General features: G+C 62.5%; 19 protein-coding genes. 9 read left to right on the forward strand and 10 right to left on the reverse strand.

The genetic code is table 11. From position 1 onward, the window contains the following. Window positions 1-256: 256 nt before the first annotated feature. From B3873_RS13060 to araD1, 5 genes are all read right to left on the reverse strand, one after another. On the reverse strand, window positions 257-1063 hold the full coding sequence (locus B3873_RS13060; protein WP_039786863.1) for a transporter substrate-binding domain-containing protein: 807 nt from the start codon (window positions 1061-1063) through the stop codon (window positions 257-259). Window positions 1064-1132: 69 nt separating this feature from the next. After that, a complete protein-coding gene (locus B3873_RS13065; RefSeq protein WP_039786864.1) occupies window positions 1133-1867 on the reverse strand; it encodes an amino acid ABC transporter ATP-binding protein in 735 nt (244 codons plus the stop codon). Then, window positions 1851-2501 carry an amino acid ABC transporter permease gene (locus B3873_RS13070; protein ID WP_121043912.1) on the reverse strand — a complete coding sequence of 217 codons (651 nt, stop codon included), beginning with the start codon at window positions 2499-2501 and terminating at the stop codon, window positions 1851-1853. Before B3873_RS13070 ends, B3873_RS13065 begins: the two co-directional genes overlap by 17 nt. 9 nt (window positions 2502-2510) lie before the next feature. Then, window positions 2511-3194 (reverse strand): amino acid ABC transporter permease, encoded by a 684-nt coding sequence (locus B3873_RS13075; RefSeq protein WP_121043909.1) that lies wholly within the window; start codon window positions 3192-3194, stop codon window positions 2511-2513. 171 nt (window positions 3195-3365) lie between these two features. Continuing rightward, a complete protein-coding gene (gene araD1 / locus B3873_RS13080) occupies window positions 3366-4361 on the reverse strand; it encodes an AraD1 family protein (RefSeq protein WP_286866568.1) in 996 nt (331 codons plus the stop codon). A gap of 242 nt (window positions 4362-4603) precedes the next feature. Here araD1 and B3873_RS13085 point away from each other — a divergent pair, with 242 nt between their 5' ends. Beyond that, window positions 4604-5587: a LysR family transcriptional regulator gene (locus B3873_RS13085; protein ID WP_034333243.1), complete on the forward strand. Its 984-nt coding sequence runs from the start codon at window positions 4604-4606 to the stop codon at window positions 5585-5587. 228 nt (window positions 5588-5815) lie between these two features. Then, window positions 5816-6601 carry a DUF3047 domain-containing protein gene (locus B3873_RS13090; RefSeq protein ID WP_286866603.1) on the forward strand — a complete coding sequence of 262 codons (786 nt, stop codon included), beginning with the start codon at window positions 5816-5818 and terminating at the stop codon, window positions 6599-6601. 19 nt (window positions 6602-6620) lie between these two features. On the opposite strand, the gene B3873_RS13095 is transcribed toward B3873_RS13090, so the two are convergent. The 4 genes from B3873_RS13095 to B3873_RS13110 all read right to left on the reverse strand — a co-directional run bounded on the left by B3873_RS13095 (window position 6621) and on the right by B3873_RS13110 (window position 9714). Continuing rightward, window positions 6621-7340 carry a DUF4088 domain-containing protein gene (locus tag B3873_RS13095; protein WP_039786872.1) on the reverse strand — a complete coding sequence of 240 codons (720 nt, stop codon included), beginning with the start codon at window positions 7338-7340 and terminating at the stop codon, window positions 6621-6623. Between the two features lie 162 nt (window positions 7341-7502). Then, window positions 7503-8021: a DUF695 domain-containing protein gene (locus B3873_RS13100; RefSeq protein WP_039786873.1), complete on the reverse strand. Its 519-nt coding sequence runs from the start codon at window positions 8019-8021 to the stop codon at window positions 7503-7505. A gap of 15 nt (window positions 8022-8036) precedes the next feature. Beyond that, window positions 8037-8387 carry a DUF1304 domain-containing protein gene (locus tag B3873_RS13105; RefSeq protein ID WP_286866575.1) on the reverse strand — a complete coding sequence of 117 codons (351 nt, stop codon included), beginning with the start codon at window positions 8385-8387 and terminating at the stop codon, window positions 8037-8039. Window positions 8388-8520: 133 nt separating this feature from the next. Then, window positions 8521-9714 carry a M20 aminoacylase family protein gene (locus B3873_RS13110; protein WP_286866577.1) on the reverse strand — a complete coding sequence of 398 codons (1194 nt, stop codon included), beginning with the start codon at window positions 9712-9714 and terminating at the stop codon, window positions 8521-8523. Window positions 9715-9869: 155 nt separating this feature from the next. Between B3873_RS13110 and B3873_RS13115 the strand changes: the two genes are divergently transcribed. Next, window positions 9870-10496: a LysE family translocator gene (locus B3873_RS13115; RefSeq protein WP_286866578.1), complete on the forward strand. Its 627-nt coding sequence runs from the start codon at window positions 9870-9872 to the stop codon at window positions 10494-10496. Here B3873_RS13115 and B3873_RS13120 read toward each other — a convergent pair. Continuing rightward, window positions 10493-11302, reverse strand: coding sequence for an AraC family transcriptional regulator (locus tag B3873_RS13120; protein WP_286866580.1), 810 nt, complete (start codon window positions 11300-11302; stop codon window positions 10493-10495). The two genes, B3873_RS13115 and B3873_RS13120, sit on opposite strands and share 4 nt — an antisense overlap. A 107-nt stretch (window positions 11303-11409) precedes the next feature. On the opposite strand from B3873_RS13120, the gene B3873_RS13125 reads away from it, so the two are divergent. From B3873_RS13125 to B3873_RS13150, 6 genes are all read left to right on the forward strand, one after another. Next, window positions 11410-13512 carry a molybdopterin-containing oxidoreductase family protein gene (locus tag B3873_RS13125; protein WP_286866582.1) on the forward strand — a complete coding sequence of 701 codons (2103 nt, stop codon included), beginning with the start codon at window positions 11410-11412 and terminating at the stop codon, window positions 13510-13512. Window positions 13513-13521: 9 nt separating this feature from the next. Further along, the gene (locus B3873_RS13130) at window positions 13522-14679 is read left to right on the forward strand and encodes an aminopeptidase (RefSeq protein ID WP_286866583.1); all 1158 of its coding nucleotides are present in this window, start codon (window positions 13522-13524) and stop codon (window positions 14677-14679) included. A 253-nt stretch (window positions 14680-14932) separates the two neighbouring features. Next, entirely contained in the window at window positions 14933-16633 is a 1701-nt protein-coding gene (locus B3873_RS13135; protein ID WP_286866584.1) for a long-chain fatty acid--CoA ligase, read from the forward strand. A 325-nt stretch (window positions 16634-16958) separates the two neighbouring features. Next, entirely contained in the window at window positions 16959-19091 is a 2133-nt protein-coding gene (locus tag B3873_RS13140; RefSeq protein ID WP_286866586.1) for a type VI secretion system Vgr family protein, read from the forward strand. A gap of 13 nt (window positions 19092-19104) precedes the next feature. Beyond that, window positions 19105-20655, forward strand: a complete 1551-nt coding sequence (locus B3873_RS13145; protein ID WP_286866589.1) for a DUF2169 family type VI secretion system accessory protein — start codon at window positions 19105-19107, stop codon at window positions 20653-20655. Then, a complete protein-coding gene (locus B3873_RS13150; RefSeq protein WP_286866591.1) occupies window positions 20619-20888 on the forward strand; it encodes a DUF4150 domain-containing protein in 270 nt (89 codons plus the stop codon). The genes B3873_RS13145 and B3873_RS13150 overlap by 37 nt, the downstream gene beginning before the upstream one ends. Window positions 20889-20969: the final 81 nt, after the last annotated feature.

Genomic DNA, 20969 nt, shown 5'->3' on the forward strand with positions numbered 1-20969 from the left:
TAGCAGAGATGGCGCGGGTCGCCATCTTGTGGCCGGCGGGAATGAGGCCCTGGACTTTGAGGCCGCCTTCGTCCTGCAGCACGGTGCCGGAGATGAGCTGCTGGCGGGCGATGACGACATCATCGACCGGGTTCAGGCGGATGATGGGAGAGTTGGCTTTCATGTTGGTCTCGGAGAACGTGGATGCTGCAGGCTGGCCGCTCAGGCGGCGGGCGCATGCCGCGCTGGCTGGCGCGGCATGCCGGAAACGACGGTCTTACTTGGGCGCGAACTGCGCCAGGTCAGGCATGGGGCTGCCTACCCATTGCTGGTAGATGCCGGGCAGCTTGCCATTCTTGAGGTTGGCGGTGATCCATTCGTTGAGCCACTTTTCCAGTGCCGGCTCGCCCTTGCGCAGGCCGATGGCATAGGGGATGTCCTTGATGGCGAACTTGGTTTCCAGGTTCTTGGACGGGTTCTGCTTGGCAATGGCCGAGGCCAGCGAATTGGGCGTGCACAGTGCATCGACCTGGCCCGAGATGATGGCCGCGGTCACGGTGGCATCGTCATCGAAGCGCACGATGTTGGTTCCCTTGGGGGCCAGCGGGGTCAGCAGCGAATCCTGCATGTTGCCGCGAACCACCGCCACGCGCTTGCCGACCAGGTCATTGAGGCCCTTGATGTTCTCGCCCTTGGGCGCGGCCACCACGAACTGCGAGGCACCGTAGGGCTGGGTGAAGGCCACCACCTTCTGGCGTTCCGGCGTGATCGAGAAGGACGAGATCACCATGTCGGCCTTGCCGGTCATCAGGAAGGGAATACGGTTGGGGCCGGTGACCTGCACGATCTCCAGTTCCACACCCATGTCCTTGGCCAGCAGGCGCGCGGTTTCCACATCCGAGCCCTGCGGCTCGAGCTTGGCGTTGGTCATGCCGAAGGGCGGCGCGCCGAGGTCGATGGCGATGAGCACCTTCTTGCGCGCCTTGATGTCGGCCAGGGCGTCGGCATGTGCGGCCTGGGCAAAACAAGCCAGGCCCAGCACGACGGCGGCGGCCTTCCTGGTGAAGTTGAACAGTTTTTTCATTGATGTCTCCTGGGTGATTGTAGGGATGCTGCTGACAACAAAATCCATACAAGATGGATGTGCGATCTTTTACAGATCGCTTGATACGAACTTCTGCAACTCGGCAGTTTTCGGATTGCTGAAGAGTTCGTCAGGCGGGCCGATCTCCCACACCTGGCCCTGGTGCATGAACACCAGTACATCGGCCAGCTTGCGGGCAAAGGCCATCTCGTGCGTGACCAGTACCATGGTCATGCCGCCACGGGCCAGGTCTTCCATGACCTTCAGCACTTCGGCGGTCAGTTCCGGATCCAGCGCCGAGGTCACTTCGTCGAACAGCATCAGTTCCGGCGCCATGGCCAGCGAGCGGGCGATCGCCACGCGCTGCGCCTGGCCGCCCGAGAGCTGCTCGGGGTAGGCTTCCTTCTTGTTTTCCAGGCCCACCAGCTGCAGGACCTTGTGGGCGATCTTCTTCGCTTCCTCGGTGGACATCTTCTTGATGGTGGTCAGCGCCAGCGTGATGTTGCGCTCCACGGTCAGGTGCGGGAACAGGTTGTAGCTCTGGAAGACGATGCCGACCTGCTTGCGCAATTCGCGCAGGTTCAGCTTGTCCGGATGATGAATATCATGTCCGCATACATGGATGTTGCCGCCATCCACTTTCTCCAGACCATTCAGACAACGCAGCAGCGTGCTCTTGCCCGAACCGCTCTTGCCGATGATGGCCACCATCTGGCCCTTTTCCACATCCAGCGAAACGCCGTTCAATACCTTGTTGCTGCCGAAGCTCTTGTGCAGATCATTGATCTTAACGATGGCTGACATTCAATTTCCTTTCAAAGTGCTTGGACAGCGCCGACAGCGGGAAGCACAGGCAAAAATAGATGAGTGCGACGCAGCCGAACACGGTGAACGGCTGGAAGGTCGAGTTGTTGATGATCTGGCCGGCGCGCGAGAGATCGACGAAGCCGATCACCGAGGCGAGCGAGGTGTTCTTGACGATCTGCACCATGAAGCCCACGGTGGGTGGCGTGGCGATCTTGACCGCCTGCGGCAGGATCACCTTGGTGAGCTGCTCGAAGCGGTTGAAGCCCAGGCATTCCGAGGCTTCCCACTGGGTCTTGGGGACCGCCTGGATACAGCCGCGCCAGATCTCGCCGAGGAAGGCGGCGCAATAGATCGCAAAGGAAATCCCGGCCGCCACCAGCGGGGTGAGCTTGAAGCCGGCGATGGCCAGCCCGAAGTAGGCCACGAACAGGATTACCAGCAGCGGGATGCCTTGCACCACCTGGATGTAGGTACTGGCGATGCCCCGCAGCAGGGCATTGGGCGAGACCCGCCACAAGGCGATCACGAAGCCGGCCACGCCGCCGAAGACGAAGGCCACCAGCGACAGCACCACGGTCCAGACGGCGGCTTGCAGCAGGTATTCCACGTGCAGGAAACTGAATGCGTTCATCGCGCCTCCTTACAGATTGGTGCCAAGCTTGCGCTTGCGCACGAAGGCCATCTGGCTGATTGCCCAGAATGCGCCACGGAACAGGAAGGACAGGGCGAGATACGCCACCGCGATGACCGCATACACCTCGAAGCTGCGGAAGGTTTCCGACTGCACCAGGTTGGCGGTGGCGGTCAGCTCTTCTGCCGAGATCTGCGAGGTGATGCTGGAGGCCAGCATCAAGAGGATGAACTGGCTGGTCAGCGAGGGATAGACGCGCTCCACCGCCGGCAGCAGCACCACGTGCCAATACACGTGAAAGCGCGACATGCCCAGGCATTCGGCCGCCTCGATCTGGCCCGGATGAATGGAGTTAATGCCGGCGCGCATGATCTCGGTGGTGTAGGCGCCGACGTTGACGGTCAGCGCAATGACGGCAGCGGTCTCGGCGGTGAGCTTCCAGCCGATGCTGGCCAGGCCGAAGAACACCAGGAACACCTGCACCAGCAGCGGCGTATTGCGGATGATCTCGACATACGCCTGTACCAGGCCGCGCACCAGCGCCAGCCGGCTCTTGCCGGCAATCGCACCGAGCGTGCCGACCACGAAACCCAGTGCGATGGACAGGGCCGAGAGCTGTATCGTCAGCCAGGCACCCATCAAGAGGCGATCCCAGTTGGCGAACACGCTCATGAAATCGAAGGTGTAATTCATCGACGCTCCGTCCGTGCAGCGTCAGGGGAAGGGGGATACAGCAGCATGAGGGTGGTCTCCTTTTTGATTTTCCTGGGGGCGGCCTCTTGTTGGGTGACCTTGAGGTCGGGGCCTTGGCATGATTGCCGGTACTGCTGCGCCTTGCGGCGCGCCTGGGTCCGGGCGGCGCGGCTACAGCTGCCTGACGCCACCCGGTCGCAAGTTCGATTGCACGTGCTGGATGCCATTGACCAGCGGTGCGCCGAAATCGGGAATGCTGATCTCGATGCTGTCACCATCCTCGGTGCGCACGCTGTAGGCGAACGACAGGTTGGCCGCGCCCATGAAGTGCGCATGCACGTCGCCCGCATGCAGCAGGTGCGCATACTTGAAGGTGTGGTATTCGAGGTTCTCGATGGAGTGGCACATGTTGTCCGGGCCGGTCAGGAATTCCTGTTCCCAGATCACGCGGCCACGGCGACGGATGCGCGTCATGCCGACCAGGTGCGCGGGTGGCAGGCCCACCAGCAGCTCCGGACCGAAAGCGCAGTGGCGCAGCTTGGAGTGGCCTTGATACAGGTAATTGCGGCGCTCCATCACGTGATCCGAAAACTCGTTGCCGATGGCAAAGCCGAGGCGGCGCGGACAACCTGCGTCATCGATCAGGTAGAGCCCGACGATCTCCGGTTCTTCGCCGCCATCGAGGGCAAAGTCGGGACGCGGCAAGGGCCGGCCGGGCGCGACGATGCAATGGCCATCGCCCTTGTAGAACCATTCGGGCTGCACGCCCACGGTGCCCGGCGCGTGGCGGCCGCCGGCGATGCCCCATTCGATCATCAGTTGCGTATCGGTCTTGTCGAGCTCATCGCCTTCGATGCGGCGATGCATCTTGTCGCGCGTGGTGGCGCTGCCCAGGTGCGTGGTACCGGCACCGGAGACGCGGCAGTGGGCCGGGTCGGGATGGTCCAGCGGGGCCAGGATGCGGCCCTCGGCCAGGATTGCGGCATAGTCTTCGGAGCGGTCGGTATTGAGCAACTGGGCCAGACGTTCCAGCCCGGTATGGCGTTGGATGGCCAGCAAGCCCAGCTCGCGCATGGTATCGACCTCGCCCAGCACCTGGATGCTGGCGCCATTGACGATGCCGACGCGGCGTTGGCCATGCAGGTCGCGATATTGAATCAGCCTCACCAGGTCTCCTTTGCCGTCGTCATCCATATGGCCGCCGGTCAGGGGCGGTCAGGGTCCAGGGGAGCGATGTGCAGAACAGGGAGCGCGATTCGCACGCGGCAGGAAACTGCCGCCAGGCGAAGCCACCTGTGGATCAATCTGCCCGTCGTCTCCTGAGCTTTTTTCACGCATCGCCGTGGGCAGGGGGCAGATGCGCTAGCATTGTGTTTTTTCCGGGACGACTATAAGAGGCTGAACCAAGGATGTCTAATGAGCTTAATTCATCGGGTGATAACCGACTCGGCGAGGAGGGCGCGGCAGGCGATGCGCTGCCGTCGGTCGGTTCCATCGTCAGCCGCCTGCGCTTTCGCCAGGTCGCGCTGCTGACGGCGCTCGACGAGCAGGGCTCCCTGCACAAGGCGGCCGAGGTGATGCACATGACCCAGCCGGCCGCCACCAAGGCCTTGCATGAAATGGAAGATGCCCTGGGCGTGACCCTGTTCGACCGCTCACCGCGCGGCATCGAGGCCACCGAGCTGGGCCGTTGCGTGATCCGCTACGCGCGCCTGATCCAGAGCGACGTGGCCAACCTGCGCGAAGAATTGCAGAACATGATCAGCGGCCGCGGCGGCCGCTTGTCCATCGGCACCATCATGGGGGCGGCGCCCTTCGTCACGCGCGCACTGTCGCGCCTGCGCGAGATCCAGCCGGACGTCTCCATCGAGATCAGCGAAGACACCAGCGCCCGCCAGCTGCTGCTGCTGGACCAGGGCCGCATCGACCTGATGATCGGCCGTTCCTCGGTCAGCTCGCAGCCCAACCTCTACCATTACGAAATGCTGCGCGGCGAGCCCATGTGCATCGTCAGCGGCATCGACCATCCGCTGGCCACGGCGCAGAAGGTGCGCCTGCAGGAGCTGGCCGATGCCTCGTGGATTCTCTATTCGAGCAACATGCCCATGCGCATCTGGATCGAGCACGAGTTCAAGCTGGAAGGCGTGAAGGTGCCGGGCAACGTGATCGAGACGGCCTCCCCCTTCGTCACCATCACCCTGCTGGCGCAATCGAACATGGTGGCGGTGATGCCGCTGGACATCGCACATTTCTTTGCCGCGCGTCAGATGCTGGGGATCCTGCCGGTGAACCTCAAGACCCGCATCGAGCATTACGGCATCGTCACCCGCAAGAACAGTACCTTGTCGTCGCTGGCCAAGATGTTCATCCAGATCCTGCGGCAGCAAAATTGAGCCAACCGCCGCGTTGCGTTCCTGACGTTTTTTTACAGGCTAGGGTTTTTCCGGATGCCGTCAGGCGTGATTTTCCTGTTAGTGTTCGTCTGCGGTCGGGGTGGCCGCAGACTTTCCCTCAGAATCCGCTTTCTCCGGTTGGCCTTCATGAATTTGCGTCTTCCGCGTGTGCGCACGCGACTTGCTGCTCTCGGTCCTGTTTCCCTTCCTGCCTCTGCCGCTCGTGCCGTGCTGGCCGCGCTCTGCGTGACTGGCGCCCTGCTGCTGGCAGGCTGCGCCGCACAGAAGCCCGCACCGCTCGACGTGGCCGCCCGGCAAGCCAAACAGGCCAAGCTGGACCAGGCCCTGGCACTGTTCTCGGCCAACCCGCCCGAAGGCTTGCCGGCCGGCTGGGAGCCGCTGGTCTTCACCCGCAAGAAGATTCCTACCGAATACCGTCTGGTGCAGGACAATGGCCGCAGCGTCCTGCACGCCTTTGCCGACCGCGCCTCATCCGGCCTGCGCCATCCGGTCGACATCGACATCAACAAGAAGCCCTGGCTGACCTGGAGCTGGAAAGCCGCCGGCCTGATTCCCACGGCCGATCTCACCCACCGGGAAACCGATGATTCGCCGGTGCGCATCGTGCTGGCCTTCGATGGCGACCACGACAAGCTATCGCTGATGGATACCATCCTCTTCGATACGGCCAAGCTGCTGACCGGGCATGAGTTGCCTTATGCCACGCTGATGTATGTGTGGGATCCCAAGGTGCCGGTCGGCACGGTGATCGCCAACGGCCGCACCGGCCGCATCCAGATGCTGGTGGTGGACAGCGGTGCGGAGCATGTGGGGCAGTGGCGCAATTATCAGCGCAACGTCGCGGAAGACTACGAGCGTGCCTTCGGTGAAAAGCCCGGCCGCCTGATCGGCGTGGGCGTGCTTACCGATACCGACAACACCGTGCAGAAGATGGAAGCCTGGTATGGCGACATCCGCCTGATGCGCGATGCGCAGGCGGTGCCGGCTCCCTGAGGTTTGACGTGCTGCGGGCTCAGACCCCGCGCCACCAGGCGGCGACATGGCCCCAGAAACCCTTGGGGCCGGTCTCGAAGAGCCAGGGCTTTTCGCGCTTGAGCTTGTCCATCATGTCCTGCTCGGCCTTCTCCGAGACATTTCCATAGGCGCGTCCGAGTTTCAGCAGGGTGCGCATGGCTCCCAGCTTTTCCCGCGCTACCACGCCCGAGGCATGTTCGATGGCGATATGCGTCTCGCGCAATTCCTGCACCATGGCATGGGCCAGTTGTGAGGCCGGTGTCTTCAGCCGTTCCTGCACCACCGCGATGTTGGTGGCGGACGCCTTGATCTGCGAGGCCAGCACGTCGATCTGCGTTTCATCGCCCTTGGCCTGCTTGATGATGGCGCCGGCCCAGGCGCGCGAGGCATTGACCAGTTCCTCGGTGCCCCAGTCGTGGCGCACCGCAATCCAGAAACCGTAATTGGCCGCCTGTTCGATCAGGATCTGGACCACGTCCGGGAATTCCTTGTCCATCGCCCGGCGTGCCCAGGCGTATTGACCGGAGAGCATCAGGTGCTGCACCGCTTCTTCGGTGAGGAAGTTGGTGTTCTCGGAGAGCTTGGCCAGCAGATAGCTGTCGAAGGAGGGTTTGACGAACCCCGAATCGATCTTGGTCGAGAGCCGCACGAAGTTGTGATAGTCGCGCTCCAGCGAGTCGTAGATATCGTCCTTGAGGATGAGTTTGATCTGTTTCATGCGGCTTCCCCTCGGACCGTGTCCGATGTTGTTGTTCCCCCGGCAAGGCCATGCGGCGCGCCGGAGAAGTTGTGATGACGCGGTGTCAACGCTGATGCTGCCAGGAAACTTGTTATCGGCAGCTGTCGTGCCAAACTTTACGCCGCCCCTGCGGCGCGGACCTCAATAACTGCGCAAGCCATAGCGCTGCCGGGTTTCCCCGTCCGGCAACAATTGGTCGCGATACAGCGCCCAGGCGGGATCGGCCAGGATGGCGGTGCTGGTCTTGCAGCCCTGGCAGAGCTGGGCATGCACGCCCGCCACCACTGCTTCGAGTCCATTGGGATCGGTCACGTAGAACCAGGATTGCTGCTGGCCCTGGCTGAACGCGGTGCCGGCATAGATGCTGCGGGTCTTCTTGCCGATGGCCGCAGCCATCTGATCGGACAGGGCTTCCAGCCGGTCCTGCTCGGCCAGCGCCGGCAAGCCATCGGGCGTGCCCGGCGCATAGCTCACCCGCGTGACCACCACGTACGGAAATCCGGAAAGCGGAAAGCTGCGCCGCAAGCCCATGTCCAGTTTGACCACCGTGAGGCGATCGCCGCGCTGGGCCTGGTAGTTCCACCACTCGGGCTCAGGATCCTGCGCCAGCCCGTGGCGCGCCAGCAGGAGCAGCAGGGTCAGGAGCAGGGCGCGCTTCATGGTTGGCTCGCCGTATCAGCTGGCCAGCAAGGCCAGCAGCGCCAGCAGGGCAGGCAGGCCCTGGATGTAGAGGATGGAGCGCTTGGCAGTGAGCCCACCGTAAATGCCGGCTACCAGCACGCAACTCACGAAGAAGATTTGCACCGCATGGTCGCCCGTGGCCAGGCTCCAGAACAGGCCCGCGGCCAGGAAGCCGTTGTAGAGGCCCTGGTTGGCGGCCAGCACGCGGGTGGCTTCGGCGGCTTCGCGCGACTGGCGGAAGGTCTTCAGACCCAGCGGCTGGGTCCACAGGAACATTTCCAGGATCAGGATCCAGACATGTTCGAGGGCGACCAGCAGGACCAGGATGGTGGCGAGCGTGTGCAAGGTTTCTCCCTGTTGTCGTTATACGTTCTTGCCGCAGCTTCGCAGCGCGTTGCAGAGTGCGCCGGGCGGCGGGCTTTGGCGATCATGCCTGAAATGCGCCCGCGCGCCAATGCCCTGCACGCCGCTGCGGCGCTTACTTCGCCTGCAGGAATTTCTCGGCCAGCCGCACCCAGTAAGTGGCACCGATGGGCAGCAGGTCGTCGTTGAAATCGTAGCTGGGGTTGTGCAGGTTGCACGGACCGAGGCCATGCCCCTGGTCGCGGTGGCCGCCATCGCCATTGCCGAGGAACACATAGCAGCCCGGCTTGTGCTGCAGCATGAAGGCGAAGTCTTCCGCGCCCATGGTCGGTTCGGTCTTGGCATCCACATGGTCGGCACCGAACTGTTCGGTCAGCACTTCAACGGCGAAGGCGGTTTCCTCGGGATGGTTGATGAGCGGAGGATAGTTGCGGTTGAAGCGGAACTCGACCGTGGCATCGAAGGCGGCGGCGGTGTGCTCGGCGATCTCCTGCATGCGGCGCTCGATGAGGTCCAGCACCGGCAGGCTGAAGGTACGCACGGTGCCGACCATCATGGCTTCGTCGGGGATGACGTTGGTGGCGCTGCCGGTGTGGATCTGGGTGATCGACACTACCGCCGGATCATTCGGATTGACGTTGCGCGCGACGATGCTCTGCCAGGCCTGGGCGATGTGGACCGCGGTCATCACCGGATCGGCCGCCTTGTGCGGCTGCGCGGCGTGCGAGCCACGGCCCTTGACGGTGACGTGGAACTCGTTGCTGGAGGCCATCTGCGGACCCGGCGTCACGCCGAAGTGACCGGCCGGAATGCCGGGCCAGTTGTGCATGCCGAAGACGGCATCCATTGGATACTTCTCGAACAAACCATCCTGGATCATGCGCTCGGCGCCACGGCCGCCTTCTTCTGCGGGCTGGAAGATCACGTACACCGTGCCATCGAAGTCGCCGTGCTGCGCGAGGTGACGGGCCGCCCCCAGCAGCATGGCGGTATGGCCGTCATGGCCGCAGGCGTGCATCTTGCCGGGATGACGCGAGGCATGGTCGAAGGTATTGATTTCGGACATGGGCAGCGCATCCATGTCGGCGCGCAGGCCGATGGCACGCGGGCTGTCGCCCTTCTTGATGATGCCGACCACGCCCGTCACCCCCAGGCCGCGCACGACCGGAATCCCCCACTCGGTCAGCTTTTGCGCCACCACGTCGGCGGTGCGCACTTCTTCGTAACACAGCTCGGGATGGGCGTGGATGTCGCGGCGGATCTTCTGCAGGTCGGCGTGGAACTGGACGATGGGGTCGATGAGTTTCATGGGAGTCTGGTGCGCTGGCGTTGGTAACAAGTGTGCCTATCTTACCGCGCCTTGGCGGCACAGGAGCGCCTGTGCAATTTCGTTCAATACAGCGGCCGCGAGCCTGCCTAGCATGCGCATTTTTAACAGGGGGCGCCGGGCAGGCGTCGACACACATGATGCTTTCTTCCGAATTCTTCCTGCTGGCGGGTGCGCATTTGCTGGCGCTGGCCAGTCCCGGTCCGGATTTCCTCTTGCTGCTGAGGGGCAGCCTGCGCCATGGGCGGGGCTATGGGCTGGCTGCAGCCCTGGGGATTACGCTGGCCAACGGGCTTTACATCGCGCTGGCCATCGGCGGCTTCAGTCTCCTGCAGCGAGCACCACTGCTGCTGGCGGCCATGCAGTGGTTGGCAGCGCTCTACCTGGCCTGGTTGGGATGGGTCTTCTGGCGCGCCGGGCGGTACCCGGCCGTCTTGCCTGCTGCCCCCGTTTCGGCCGCCAGGGTCGCGCCATGGGCCGCACTGGGGACAGGTTTTCTTTCGGCCGCACTCAATCCCAAGAATGGCGTGTTTTACTTTGGCCTGTTCACCGTTATCGTATCGGCGCAAACCGGCGCGTCGACCAAGCTCTTCTATGGCGTCTGGATGTTTGGAGCCGTGCTGGCCTGGGATGCCGGGCTGGTGTATTTCATCGCGCAGCAGCGTGTGATGCGGGCGCTCACGCGCGTGCTGCCGCTCATCGAGCGGGGCGCGGGCCTGCTGCTGATGCTCGCTGCCGCCGCACTGGTGGCCAGCCGCAGCTAGGCCCGGCGATATTGCAGCGGTGTGGCCGCCACCCGCGATTTGAAGGCGCGATGGAAGTGGCTCTGGTCGGCAAAGCCGGTATCAAGCGCGGTATGGACGGTGCTGGCACCCTGCTGCAGCAGGGTGCGCGCCTGGCGGATCTTCATGTCCAGTTGCAGGGCATGCGGGGGCAGGCCGAAGCGGCGGCGGAACTGGCGGATCAACTGGTAGCGGCTGGTGCCGGCGAGTTCCGCCAGGGTTGCCAGCGAAACGCGGTCGCGGCAATGCGCCAGCAGGAAATCATGGGCACGCTGCAGGCCGTCGTCTTCGGGCACATCGCTGGCCTGCGCGGGCGGGCAGGCATCGGCGCACGCACGCATCACGTGCTGCAGGCAACGTATTACCTCGCGCTCCAGGTCCGTGTGGCCATGCTCCAGCGTATGCGTCATGCGGTCCAGCCATTGCAGTGCCTCCGGCGAGCGCACCACCTGTGACGGCATGCCCGCGAGCAACGCGCATGTGTCCGGGGTTTGCGCCAGCAGGTCGGCCAGCCAGCTGGAGTCCAGATGGAACATGCGATAGCTCCAGCGCTGCAGGTCGGCCGGATTGCAGCTGTGCACATCGCCTGCCCGCACGAGGATCACGTCGCCAGGGAAGATGGGCTCGCTGCGATCGGCCAGCGTAAAGATGCTGTGCCCGCCGTCGACGACGCCGATGGAAAAACTGTCGTGCGTATGCGGCGCATAGCAGGACAGGCTGCCGGTGGCGCGTCGGCCTTCGAAGAAGGGCAGGGCGGGAGGACGCCAGAAGTGCGGTGAAGGAGACATGGCGGCACTACGGAAGAGTCGTGACGCGCCATTTTAAGATAAAGTAGCTGCCTGCCTCGCGTGCGCCGAGGGCTTCCCTGTTTTCTTTCCCCGCTTTCTTCTCTGCCATGACCACCACCATCGTCCGTGCCGCCTGTCCCCATGATTGCCCTGATACCTGCGCCCTGCTGGTGACCGTCAAGGACGGCGTCGCCACGGAAGTGCGCGGCGATCCGGAGCACCCGCCGACGGCCGGCGTGCTCTGCACCAAGGTCTCGCGCTATGCCGAGCGCACCTATCATCAGGACCGCCTGCTGCATCCCATGCGCCGCGTGGGCAAGAAGGGCGAGGGCAAGTTCGAGCGCATCAGCTGGGACGAGGCCATCGCCACCATCGCACAGCGCCTGGGCCAGATCGCCTTGCGCGATCCGCAAGCCATCCTGCCCTACAGCTACGCCGGGACCATGGGGCAGGTGCAGGGCGAATCGATGGCCGGCCGTTTCTTCAATCGTCTCGGTGCTTCGCAGCTGGACCGCACCATCTGTGCCTCCGCAGGTGGCGCGGGCTATCGCTACACCATTGGTGCGCGCATCGGTACCGATCTGGAGCAGGTCGATCACGCCAAGCTCATCATCATCTGGGGCGGCAATCCGATTGCTTCCAACCTGCATTTCTGGACTCGCGTGCAGGCGGCCAAGCGCAACGGAGCACGCTTGATCGCCATCGATCCGTATCGCTCGCTGACGGCCGAGAAATGCCACCAGCACATCGCGCTCTTGCCCGGTACCGATGCCGCGCTGGCGCTGGGCCTGATGCATGTCCTGATCACGGAAGACCTGCTGGACCACGATTACATTGCACGCTACACGCTCGGCTTCGAGCAACTCAAGGAGCGCGTGGCCGAATGGACGCCGGCCCGCACCGCTGAAGTGTGCGGCATCAGTGCGGAGGAAGTGCAGAACCTGGCGCGCGAATATGCCCGGGTGGCGCTGGCCGGTGAGGGTGCCTTCATCCGCGCCAACTACGGCCTGCAGCGCGTGCGCGGCGGTGGCATGGCCGCGCGCAACGTGGCTTGCCTGCCAGCGCTGGTCGGTGCCTGGCGTCATGCTTCCGGGGGCGTCCAGCTGTCGGTATCGGACAGCTTCCCCAAGGATGCAGCTGCCCTGAGCCGTCCCGATCTGGCCGCGCGTCATGGCAAGCCCAGCCGCATCATCAACATGAGCACCATCGGCGATGATCTGTTGAAGCCGGCCTCGCCCGACTTTGGTCCCCAGGTGGAAGCAGTGATCGTCTACAACTCCAACCCGGTGGCGGTGGCCCCGGAGTCGGGCAAGGTAGCGCAGGGCTTTGCGCGCGAGGATCTGTTCACGGTGGTGCTGGAACATTTCCAGACCGATACCGCCGACTACGCCGATATCCTGCTGCCTGCGACGACCCAGCTGGAGCACATCGACGTACATGCGTCGTATGGCCACGTCTACATGATGGCCAACAATGCCGCCATTGCGCCGCTGGGCGAGGCCAAGCCCAATACCGAGATCTTCCGCCTGCTGGCGGCCGCGATGGGCTTTGAAGAAGACTGCTTCAAGGACAGCGACGATCAATTGGCCGCCGTGGCCTTCAAGCGCGATGATCCGCGCAGCGCCGGCTACGACTGGCAACAGCTGAAGGAGAAGGGCTGGCAGCGTCTTTCGGTGCCTGTCGCGCCCTTTGCCGAAGGCGGGTTTGCCACGCCCTCGGGCAAGTGCGAGTTCTATTCCGAGCAGATGAAGAGTGCAGGTCTCGATCCCTTGCCGACCTATATCGCGCCCTATGAATCGGTGGCCAGCAATCCGCAGCTGGGCGCGAAATATCCGCTGGCGATGATCTCGCCGCCGGCGCGCAACTTCCTCAATTCTTCCTTCGTCAATGTGCAGAGCCTGCGTGATACGGAGGGCGAACCGCACCTCGACATGCATCCGCAGGACGCCGCTGCACGCGGCATTGCGCAGGGAGATACGGTGCGCATCTTCAATGATCGCGGCAGCATGCAGGCGCGCGTGCGCGTGACCGACAAGGCGCGCGTGGGGCTGGTAGTGGGCCTGTCGATCTGGTGGAAGAAATTTGCCGCCGATGGCAAGAACGCCAACGAAGTCACCAGCCAGCGCCTGACCGACATGGGCAATGCGCCGACCTTCTATGACGTGCTGGTGCAGGTGGAAAAACTGCAGCAGCCGGTCGTGGCCGCCTGAGGTTTTTTCATGCTGCGCCGTGGCTTGCGTCGCTCTGTGCGCTGGGGGCTGACCTTGGCGGTGCTGGCGTCGCTGTGCGGGCTGTCGGCTTGTTCTACGGTCTCGTATTACGCCCAGGCCGCGCACGGCCAGTTCTCGCTGCTGGCGCAGGCAAAACCGCTGGAGGAGTGGCTCGATGACCCGGCCACCTCGCCCGCGCTCAAGGCCAAGCTGCAGACGGTGCGCGAGATCCGCCGCTATGCCGTCACCGAACTCGATCTGCCCGATAACGGCAGCTATCGCAGTTACGCACAACTGGACCGGCCTTTCGTGCTGTGGAATGTGGTGGCCGCGCCTGAGCTGTCGTTGAAGCCCCGGCAGTGGTGTTTCCCCATTGCTGGCTGCGTGGACTATCGCGGCTACTATCACCTCAGTGATGCGCAGACCTATGCCGACACACTCAAGGCCGAAGGTTATGACGTGCAGGTCGCCGGTGTACCGGCGTATTCCACGCTGGGCTGGTTCAATGATCCGGTGATCTCCACCTTCATCCAGTATCCCGATGGCGAACTGGCGAGACTGATCTTCCATGAGCTGGCGCACCAGACCGTGTATGCGCCCGGTGATACGTCCTTCAATGAAGGGTTTGCGGTAGCGGTGGAAGAGCTGGGTGTGGAACGCTGGCTGGCGGCGCGCCACGATCCGGCGATGGTCCAGGCCTACCAGCGGTTTGCTGCCCGCAAGCGCGAGTTCCTGGCCTTGCTGGACAAGTACCGCGACCGGTTGAAGGAGAACTACGACAGCGACGCCAGCGATGCCGACAAGCGCCAGCGCAAGGCGGCCATCTTCGATGCACTGCGCGCTGAATATGCGCAGATCAAGGTCACCCGCTGGAATGGCTATGCCGGGTATGACCGCTGGTTCGCGATGCCGCTGTCCAATGCGCATCTCGCACTGGTGGGGGCGTATCACGACCTGGTCCCTGCCTTCCGTCAGTTGTTTGCCCGCAGCAGCGGCTTCCCCGATTTTTATGACAAGGTGCGCGCACTGGCACGCATGGACAAGGCCGCACGCCATGCTGCGCTGGGAGACGCGCCCTTGACCACGGGCAAGGCGGATGCGGAAATGTTTCCCGCCTGCACCATGGAACGGCCCAAGAGCAACGACCCGGCGTATCATGCCGGATGAATTTCAATGCAATACCGGTTTGCCGACCCGTGTAATACGCGCAGACTGACCGCGATATCGCAGCCGTTGCCAACCTTTTTGCAAAAAATCTCAAATTTGGGGCGCAAAAAGCTTGCCCCGCAGTCGAATGCTGGATAGCATCTGCGATAAATAAAAAAACACTCGTGCTTTTTTTGCTGTGCGCGCCAACGCGGTGGCCTTGCATCACCGTCCAGCCCCAGCGCACGTTATGACCGGAGACAGAGGACACACTATGGAAAGATTCTGGCTTGCATCGTATCCCGCAGGCGTTCCCGCTGACATCGACCCCAGCCGTTACGGTTCGCTGGTGCAGATGATCGAAGAGGCTTTCGCCAAGCATGCCGATCGCAACGCATACGTCTGCATGGGCAAGTATCTCCGTTATGGCGAACTCGATGCCATGTCGCGCGCCATGGGGGCCTGGCTGCAAGGCCTGGGCTTGCAGAAGGGGGCGCGCGTGGCGATCATGATGCCCAACGTGCTGCAATACCCGATCGCCATCGCCGCCATCCTGCGAGCGGGTTACACGGTGGTCAACGTCAATCCGCTCTACACCGCCCGCGAGCTGGAACACCAGTTGAAGGATTCCGGCGCCGAAGCCATCTTCGTGCTGGAGAATTTTGCCTGCACGCTGCAGAAGGTGGTGGCCCATACCCAGGTCAAGCACATCGTGGTGGCCAGCATGGGCGAGCTGCTCGGCACCCTCAAGGGGGCCATCGTCAACCTGGTGGTGCGGCACGTCAAGAAGATGGTGCCGTCCTGGTCGCTGCCCAATGCGATCTCCTTCAGCCGCGCCCTGTCGCAGGGTGAGGGCAAGACGTTGCAGAAGGTATCGCTGACGCCCGATGACGTCGCCTTCCTGCAATATACCGGCGGGACCACGGGTGTGGCCAAGGGCGCAGTGCTGACCCATCGCAACCTGATTGCCAACGTGCTGCAGGCCGAAGAATGGTTGACCCCGGCGCTGAAGTCAGGCAAGCCCATCGACCAACTGGTGTTCGTCTGCGCGCTGCCGCTCTATCACATCTTTGCGCTCACCGTCTGCAACCTGCTGGGCACGCGTGAAGGCGCGCTGAACCTGCTGATTCCGAATCCGCGCGACATTCCCGGTTTCGTCAAGGAGCTGGCCAAGTACAAGGTGAACACCTTCCCCGCGGTCAACACGCTCTACAACGCGCTGCTCAACAATGCCGATTTTGCCAAGCTGGATTTCTCCGGCTATCGCTGCTGCGTGGGTGGCGGCATGGCGGTACAGAAGAGCGTGGCGGACAAGTGGAAGAAGCTGACCGGCTGTCCCATCATCGAAGGTTACGGTTTGTCCGAAACTTCGCCCATTGCCAGCGCGAACCCTTGCACCATCGATGAATACACCGGCGCCATCGGCCTGCCGCTGCCGTCCACTGAAATCGCCATCCTCGATGACGATGGTCAGCCGGTGCCGCTGGGCCAGCCGGGCGAGATCGCCATTCGTGGCCCGCAGGTGATGCCGGGTTACTGGCAGCGCCCGGACGAAACCGCCAAGGTCATGACGCCGGACGGTTTCTTCAAGACCGGTGACATCGGTGTGATGGATGCACAGGGCTACACCAAGATCGTGGACCGCAAGAAGGACATGATCCTGGTCTCGGGTTTCAACGTCTATCCCAATGAAATCGAAGGCGTGGTGGCGCAGCATCCTGCGGTGTTGGAGTGTGCCTGTGTGGGCGTGCCCGATGAGCACACAGGCGAAGCGGTCAAACTCTTCGTGGTTCGCAAGGACAAGTCGCTGACCAGTGAGCAGCTGATGGCTTATTGCAAGGAGCAGTTCACCGGCTACAAGAAGCCCAAGTACATCGAGTTCCGCGATGAGCTTCCCAAGACCAACGTCGGCAAGATCCTGCGCCGTGAGTTGCGGGATGATCCTGCGAAGGCACCGCAGAAACAGGCAGCATGAAACGAGCGCAGCCGTAATCTGATCTTCTTGCGTTCGTCAGTCAGTTTCTGCATCAAGGCCTGAGTTCGGTATTGCACCGGACTCAGGCCTTTTCAGTTTGGGCTCACATGACATGGGGGTGGTGAGTCGTCATTTTCCTGGGCAGATCCGATTCTCGGGAGAGGCAGGCCGGCTCCTTGTCTGAAGAGGTATCGCACCTTGGGGCAAATATTCATGCAGTCGCCCGCCATCGTCATTCAGGAGTTGTGCATTTCCATTGGGAAATATTAAAATGCGCGCCGGTGTTACATCAGGGAGGGAAACTTGATGAACACAGGAATCCTGCATGAGCAAAACCCTCCGGGGTCTGGAGCAGCTGCTTTCAGACTATCAGCACGCCCGCATTCTGCGGCTCACTTTCCCGAACAACGACGCTCCCCTTTCTGAGCTGCTGGTCAACAAGCTTGACGCCAGCGAAGGCCTGTCACGCGACTTCGAATTCATCGTCGAGCTGTTGGCCGACAACGCCACGCTCGAACTCAAGGACCTCCAGGGCAAATTGCTTTGCGTGGAGCTCGTCCGGCAAGACGGCAGCCTGCGCTACTTCACCGGTTACGTCTTCAGCTTCCGCTTCGTCAGGACTGACGGCGATGTCGCATTCTACGAAGCCAGGCTGGGTCCGTGGCTGAAGTACCTTTCCTTGCGTACAAACTGCATGCTGTTCCATGGCGTGCGCCTGTACGAGCAGACGCGGCGCATCTTCGAGCATTACAGCGTCTTGCCCGACTGGGAGTTCCGTCATCATGGTCAAGACCTGCCCGTGACCGAGGCGTGCCAGTTCAACGAGTCTGACCACAATTACCTGAGCAGGCGCTGGGAGGCCGCAGGCTGGCACTATGCCTATGAGCATACGGCCAACGGCCACAAGCTGGTACTGGGCGACGACTCCACCCAGGCGGAGGCCATCGATGGCGTAGAGATCCCATTCCAGCGTCATGCCGGAGTGCAAGAAGAAGACGGTATTCATGAATGGTCCGCTGAGCGGCACATCGTTCCCGCGAGCGTGACCCTGACCTCCTACGATTTCAAATCCCCCTGGCCAAAAACCGTCGAGGTCCCCACGCGCAACATTCAAGGCCGGGTCCTGCGCAAGGAGGCCTATGAATACGCCGGTGCCTATGGATTCAAGGATCGCCAGGCCGGCGACCTTCTCGCCACGCAACGCATGGAAGAATTCGAACATGCGGGCAAGTTCTTCGAGGCCGCAGGCAACAACCGCAACGTGGTACCGGGCCGCTGGTTCCGTCTCACGGACCACTTCGAGGGCGGCAGCAAGGACGAGTGCGAATTCCTCATCATCGACACGCACCATAGTGCCAGCAACAACTACCACGTCAACAACGGCATTGCGCCGCACTACGGGAACCGCTTCACCTGTATCCGCAAGCTGATTCCCTGGCGTCCCGGCCGCGGCTTCAACAGCGTCGAACCAAAAATCTATGGACTGCAGACGGCCACCGTCGTCGGACCCAAGGGCGAAGAAATTCATACGGATGAGTACGGGCGGGTCAAGGTCCAATTTCATTGGGACCGCGACGGCGAGTTCGATGAAAGAAGTTCGGCATGGCTGCGCGTGGCCACTGCCTGGGCGGGGTCGAACTTCGGCGCGACCTTCCTTCCCCGCATCGGTTGTGAAGTCATCGTGCAGTTCCTGGATGGCAATCCGGATCGCGCACTCATCACGGGCATGGTGCCCAATGCCGCCAACATGCCGGCCTGGGAGCTGCCGGCGAACAAGACCCAGAGCGGCATCCTGACACGCTCAACGCCCAAGGGCGGCTACGACAATGCCAATGCGCTGCGCTTCGAAGACAGGAAGGGCCAGGAGCAGTTATGGCTGCACGCCGAGCGCGACCAACTGACCGAGGTCGAGCACGACGAAGACAAATGGGTCGGCCATGATCGCCGCAAGACCATCGATCACGACGAGATCTCGCATATCGGACATGACCGCACCGAGACCGTCGACAACAACGAGACCATCACGGTCCATAACAACCGTACCGAGACGGTCGACAACAACGAAACCATCAGCATCGGCAGCAACCGTACCAAGACCATCGGCAAGAACCGCAAGGACCAGATCGGCAAGAACTGGTCGACCCATGTCGCGCGGATGAAGACCGAAACCATCGGCATGGCCTACCTGCAGAACGTCGGCATGGGCCGCATGGAAAACGTCGGCCTGGCCTACAACCTCAACGTGGGCACGGTGATGGCGACGGTGGTCGGCATCAACCAGATCACCAAGGTCGGCAAGACCCTGTCGATCACGGCGGGAGAAGAGCTTTCCATTTCGGTGGGCAAGGCCAGTTTGCGCATGACGGCCGACGGCAAGATCTCCATCAACGGTGCCGAGATCGGCATCGAGGCCAGCGGGCCGATGCAGTTGTCCGGCAAAGACGTCGATATCAACTAACCGGGCACTGATCATGGAATTTCGCAACCTCACGCCTTATCCGGCGATGGCGTTCGACGCGCTCGACCAGCATGACCAGCGCTTTCACGTTGTCGTCATGCGACTCACCTTTGAGTTGCAGCCCGACGGCCAGCTCTTGCTCGCACCCGAGCAAACGCCGCTGGTCACCTCCGACGAGTATTACGGCGAACTGAACCGCTCCAGCGTCAGGCAGGAATCGGACCTGGCTCCGTACAAGCCGCATACCGACGTCATCGTCGTTGCCGACGCGCACGCGCCGCAGGGACGTGCGGCCCGCGAGTTCGAAGTCGCCATCAAGATCAATGGCGCACCGGTCGCGCCAGAACTGCCGCCGCAACCCTATGGCTTGAATCCGTTTCAGGCTGCTTCGCCAGAGCGCATGGCGCAGTGGCGGCAAGAGTGCGCGCGCTTGACGGAGCAGGCCAGGCAAGGCCCGCTCATTTTCTCCAAGACGCTGACCATCACGGGGCCACGCGAATGGCGCAAGCGTTCAGCCTTGCTCCGTGCACTCTCGCTGTTTGTGCTTCCAGCATGGAAGCTGGGGACACCGCAAGCCATCACGACGCTGCCACTGCGTTACGAATATGCCTACGGGGGCGAGAACAAGATTCTTGAAACCGAGCCAGCGGCTGCGCGTGTGAACAAAAAGCACCGACTGCCAGGGCGCAAGCCGCTGCCTGAATCTGCGCCTGACGGCGATATGCAGAAAACCATCGCCCATGTAGTGCATGAACACAATCCGATTGGTCTCGGGTTCGCAGAGGATTGGTATCTCCGTGCGACAAAAACGACCCGGATACCCGCGCCACAAATTCAAGCGCTCAATCAGCCCCCGCTGCGTTTTGGTGAAGCGTGCATGCCAGCGGGTTTGGGCATTGTCGGGCGTTCCTGGCAGCCCCGCCTGCGTTTCGCCGGCACTTACGACCCGCAGTGGCTGGAAGGCCGGCATCCCGGCTTGCCGGCTGATTTTGATTTTGCGTACTGGAACGCTGCGCCTGCGGACCAGCAAGTCATTCCTCATCTGGATGGCGATGAAACCATCACGCTCTCCAACCTCTGCCCTGCGGGTGCCGCAACAGCACCGGACGCTGCGGGCAACGCGCTGCTGACCTTCGCGCTGCCGGGGCATTTGCCGTTTGTGCTGGTCCGCTTTGAAGACGGCCGCATAGGCGAACTGGCGGCCAAGCTCGATACGGTCATCATCGATGTAGCCCCCACCCCCAACTCTCCCGGCAAGAAACCCTCCGTCGTTTGCGTCTGGCGCGCGACGGTCGCCTGCTCGCCAGACGTCCGGGTGCTTGAAGCACGGATGCTGTCACGCGCCGAGGCCGACGCCTTGCGTGAAGCTGCCCAAGACCCTGAGTCCCCCCCTCGGCAAGCCAGCCGAACCAATCCCTGCCAACCACCGCTTGAGAGAAAACCATGCCCACAGCTGCCCGCAAGAACGGCATCTTCAAGGCCGTCAGCCTCGTACCCGACGTCTGCAAGACGCCGATGGGACCGAACATGGTGCCGGTCCCGTATCCCGTCATTGCCGACTTGAGCGATAGCGTACAGGTGGCCAAATCGGTCCGGTTCAATGGCGATCCGGTTTTTCTGTTCGGTGACAGCCTGGTCACGCGCGTGAGCGGCAACGAAGCCGGAACGGGCGGTGGCATGAGATCCGGTGTCAACAAGGGAAAGGTGCGCCCTGCAAAGAGCTCCGCCAGCGTGCGTGTGGAGAAGAAGTTCGTCGTGCGCCACGGCGACGAGTGCGACATGAATCTGGCGAGTTGAGCATGATGCGAAGGCTTCATTCTTTTCTCGCCCTGATGGATGCAGTGCGTCTTTGCGAGGTGGCTTGCTACCTTGCTGACC

The organism is Herbaspirillum sp. UBA812 (assembly GCF_002296545.1).
GTDB lineage: Bacteria > Pseudomonadota > Gammaproteobacteria > Burkholderiales > Burkholderiaceae_D > Herbaspirillum > Herbaspirillum huttiense.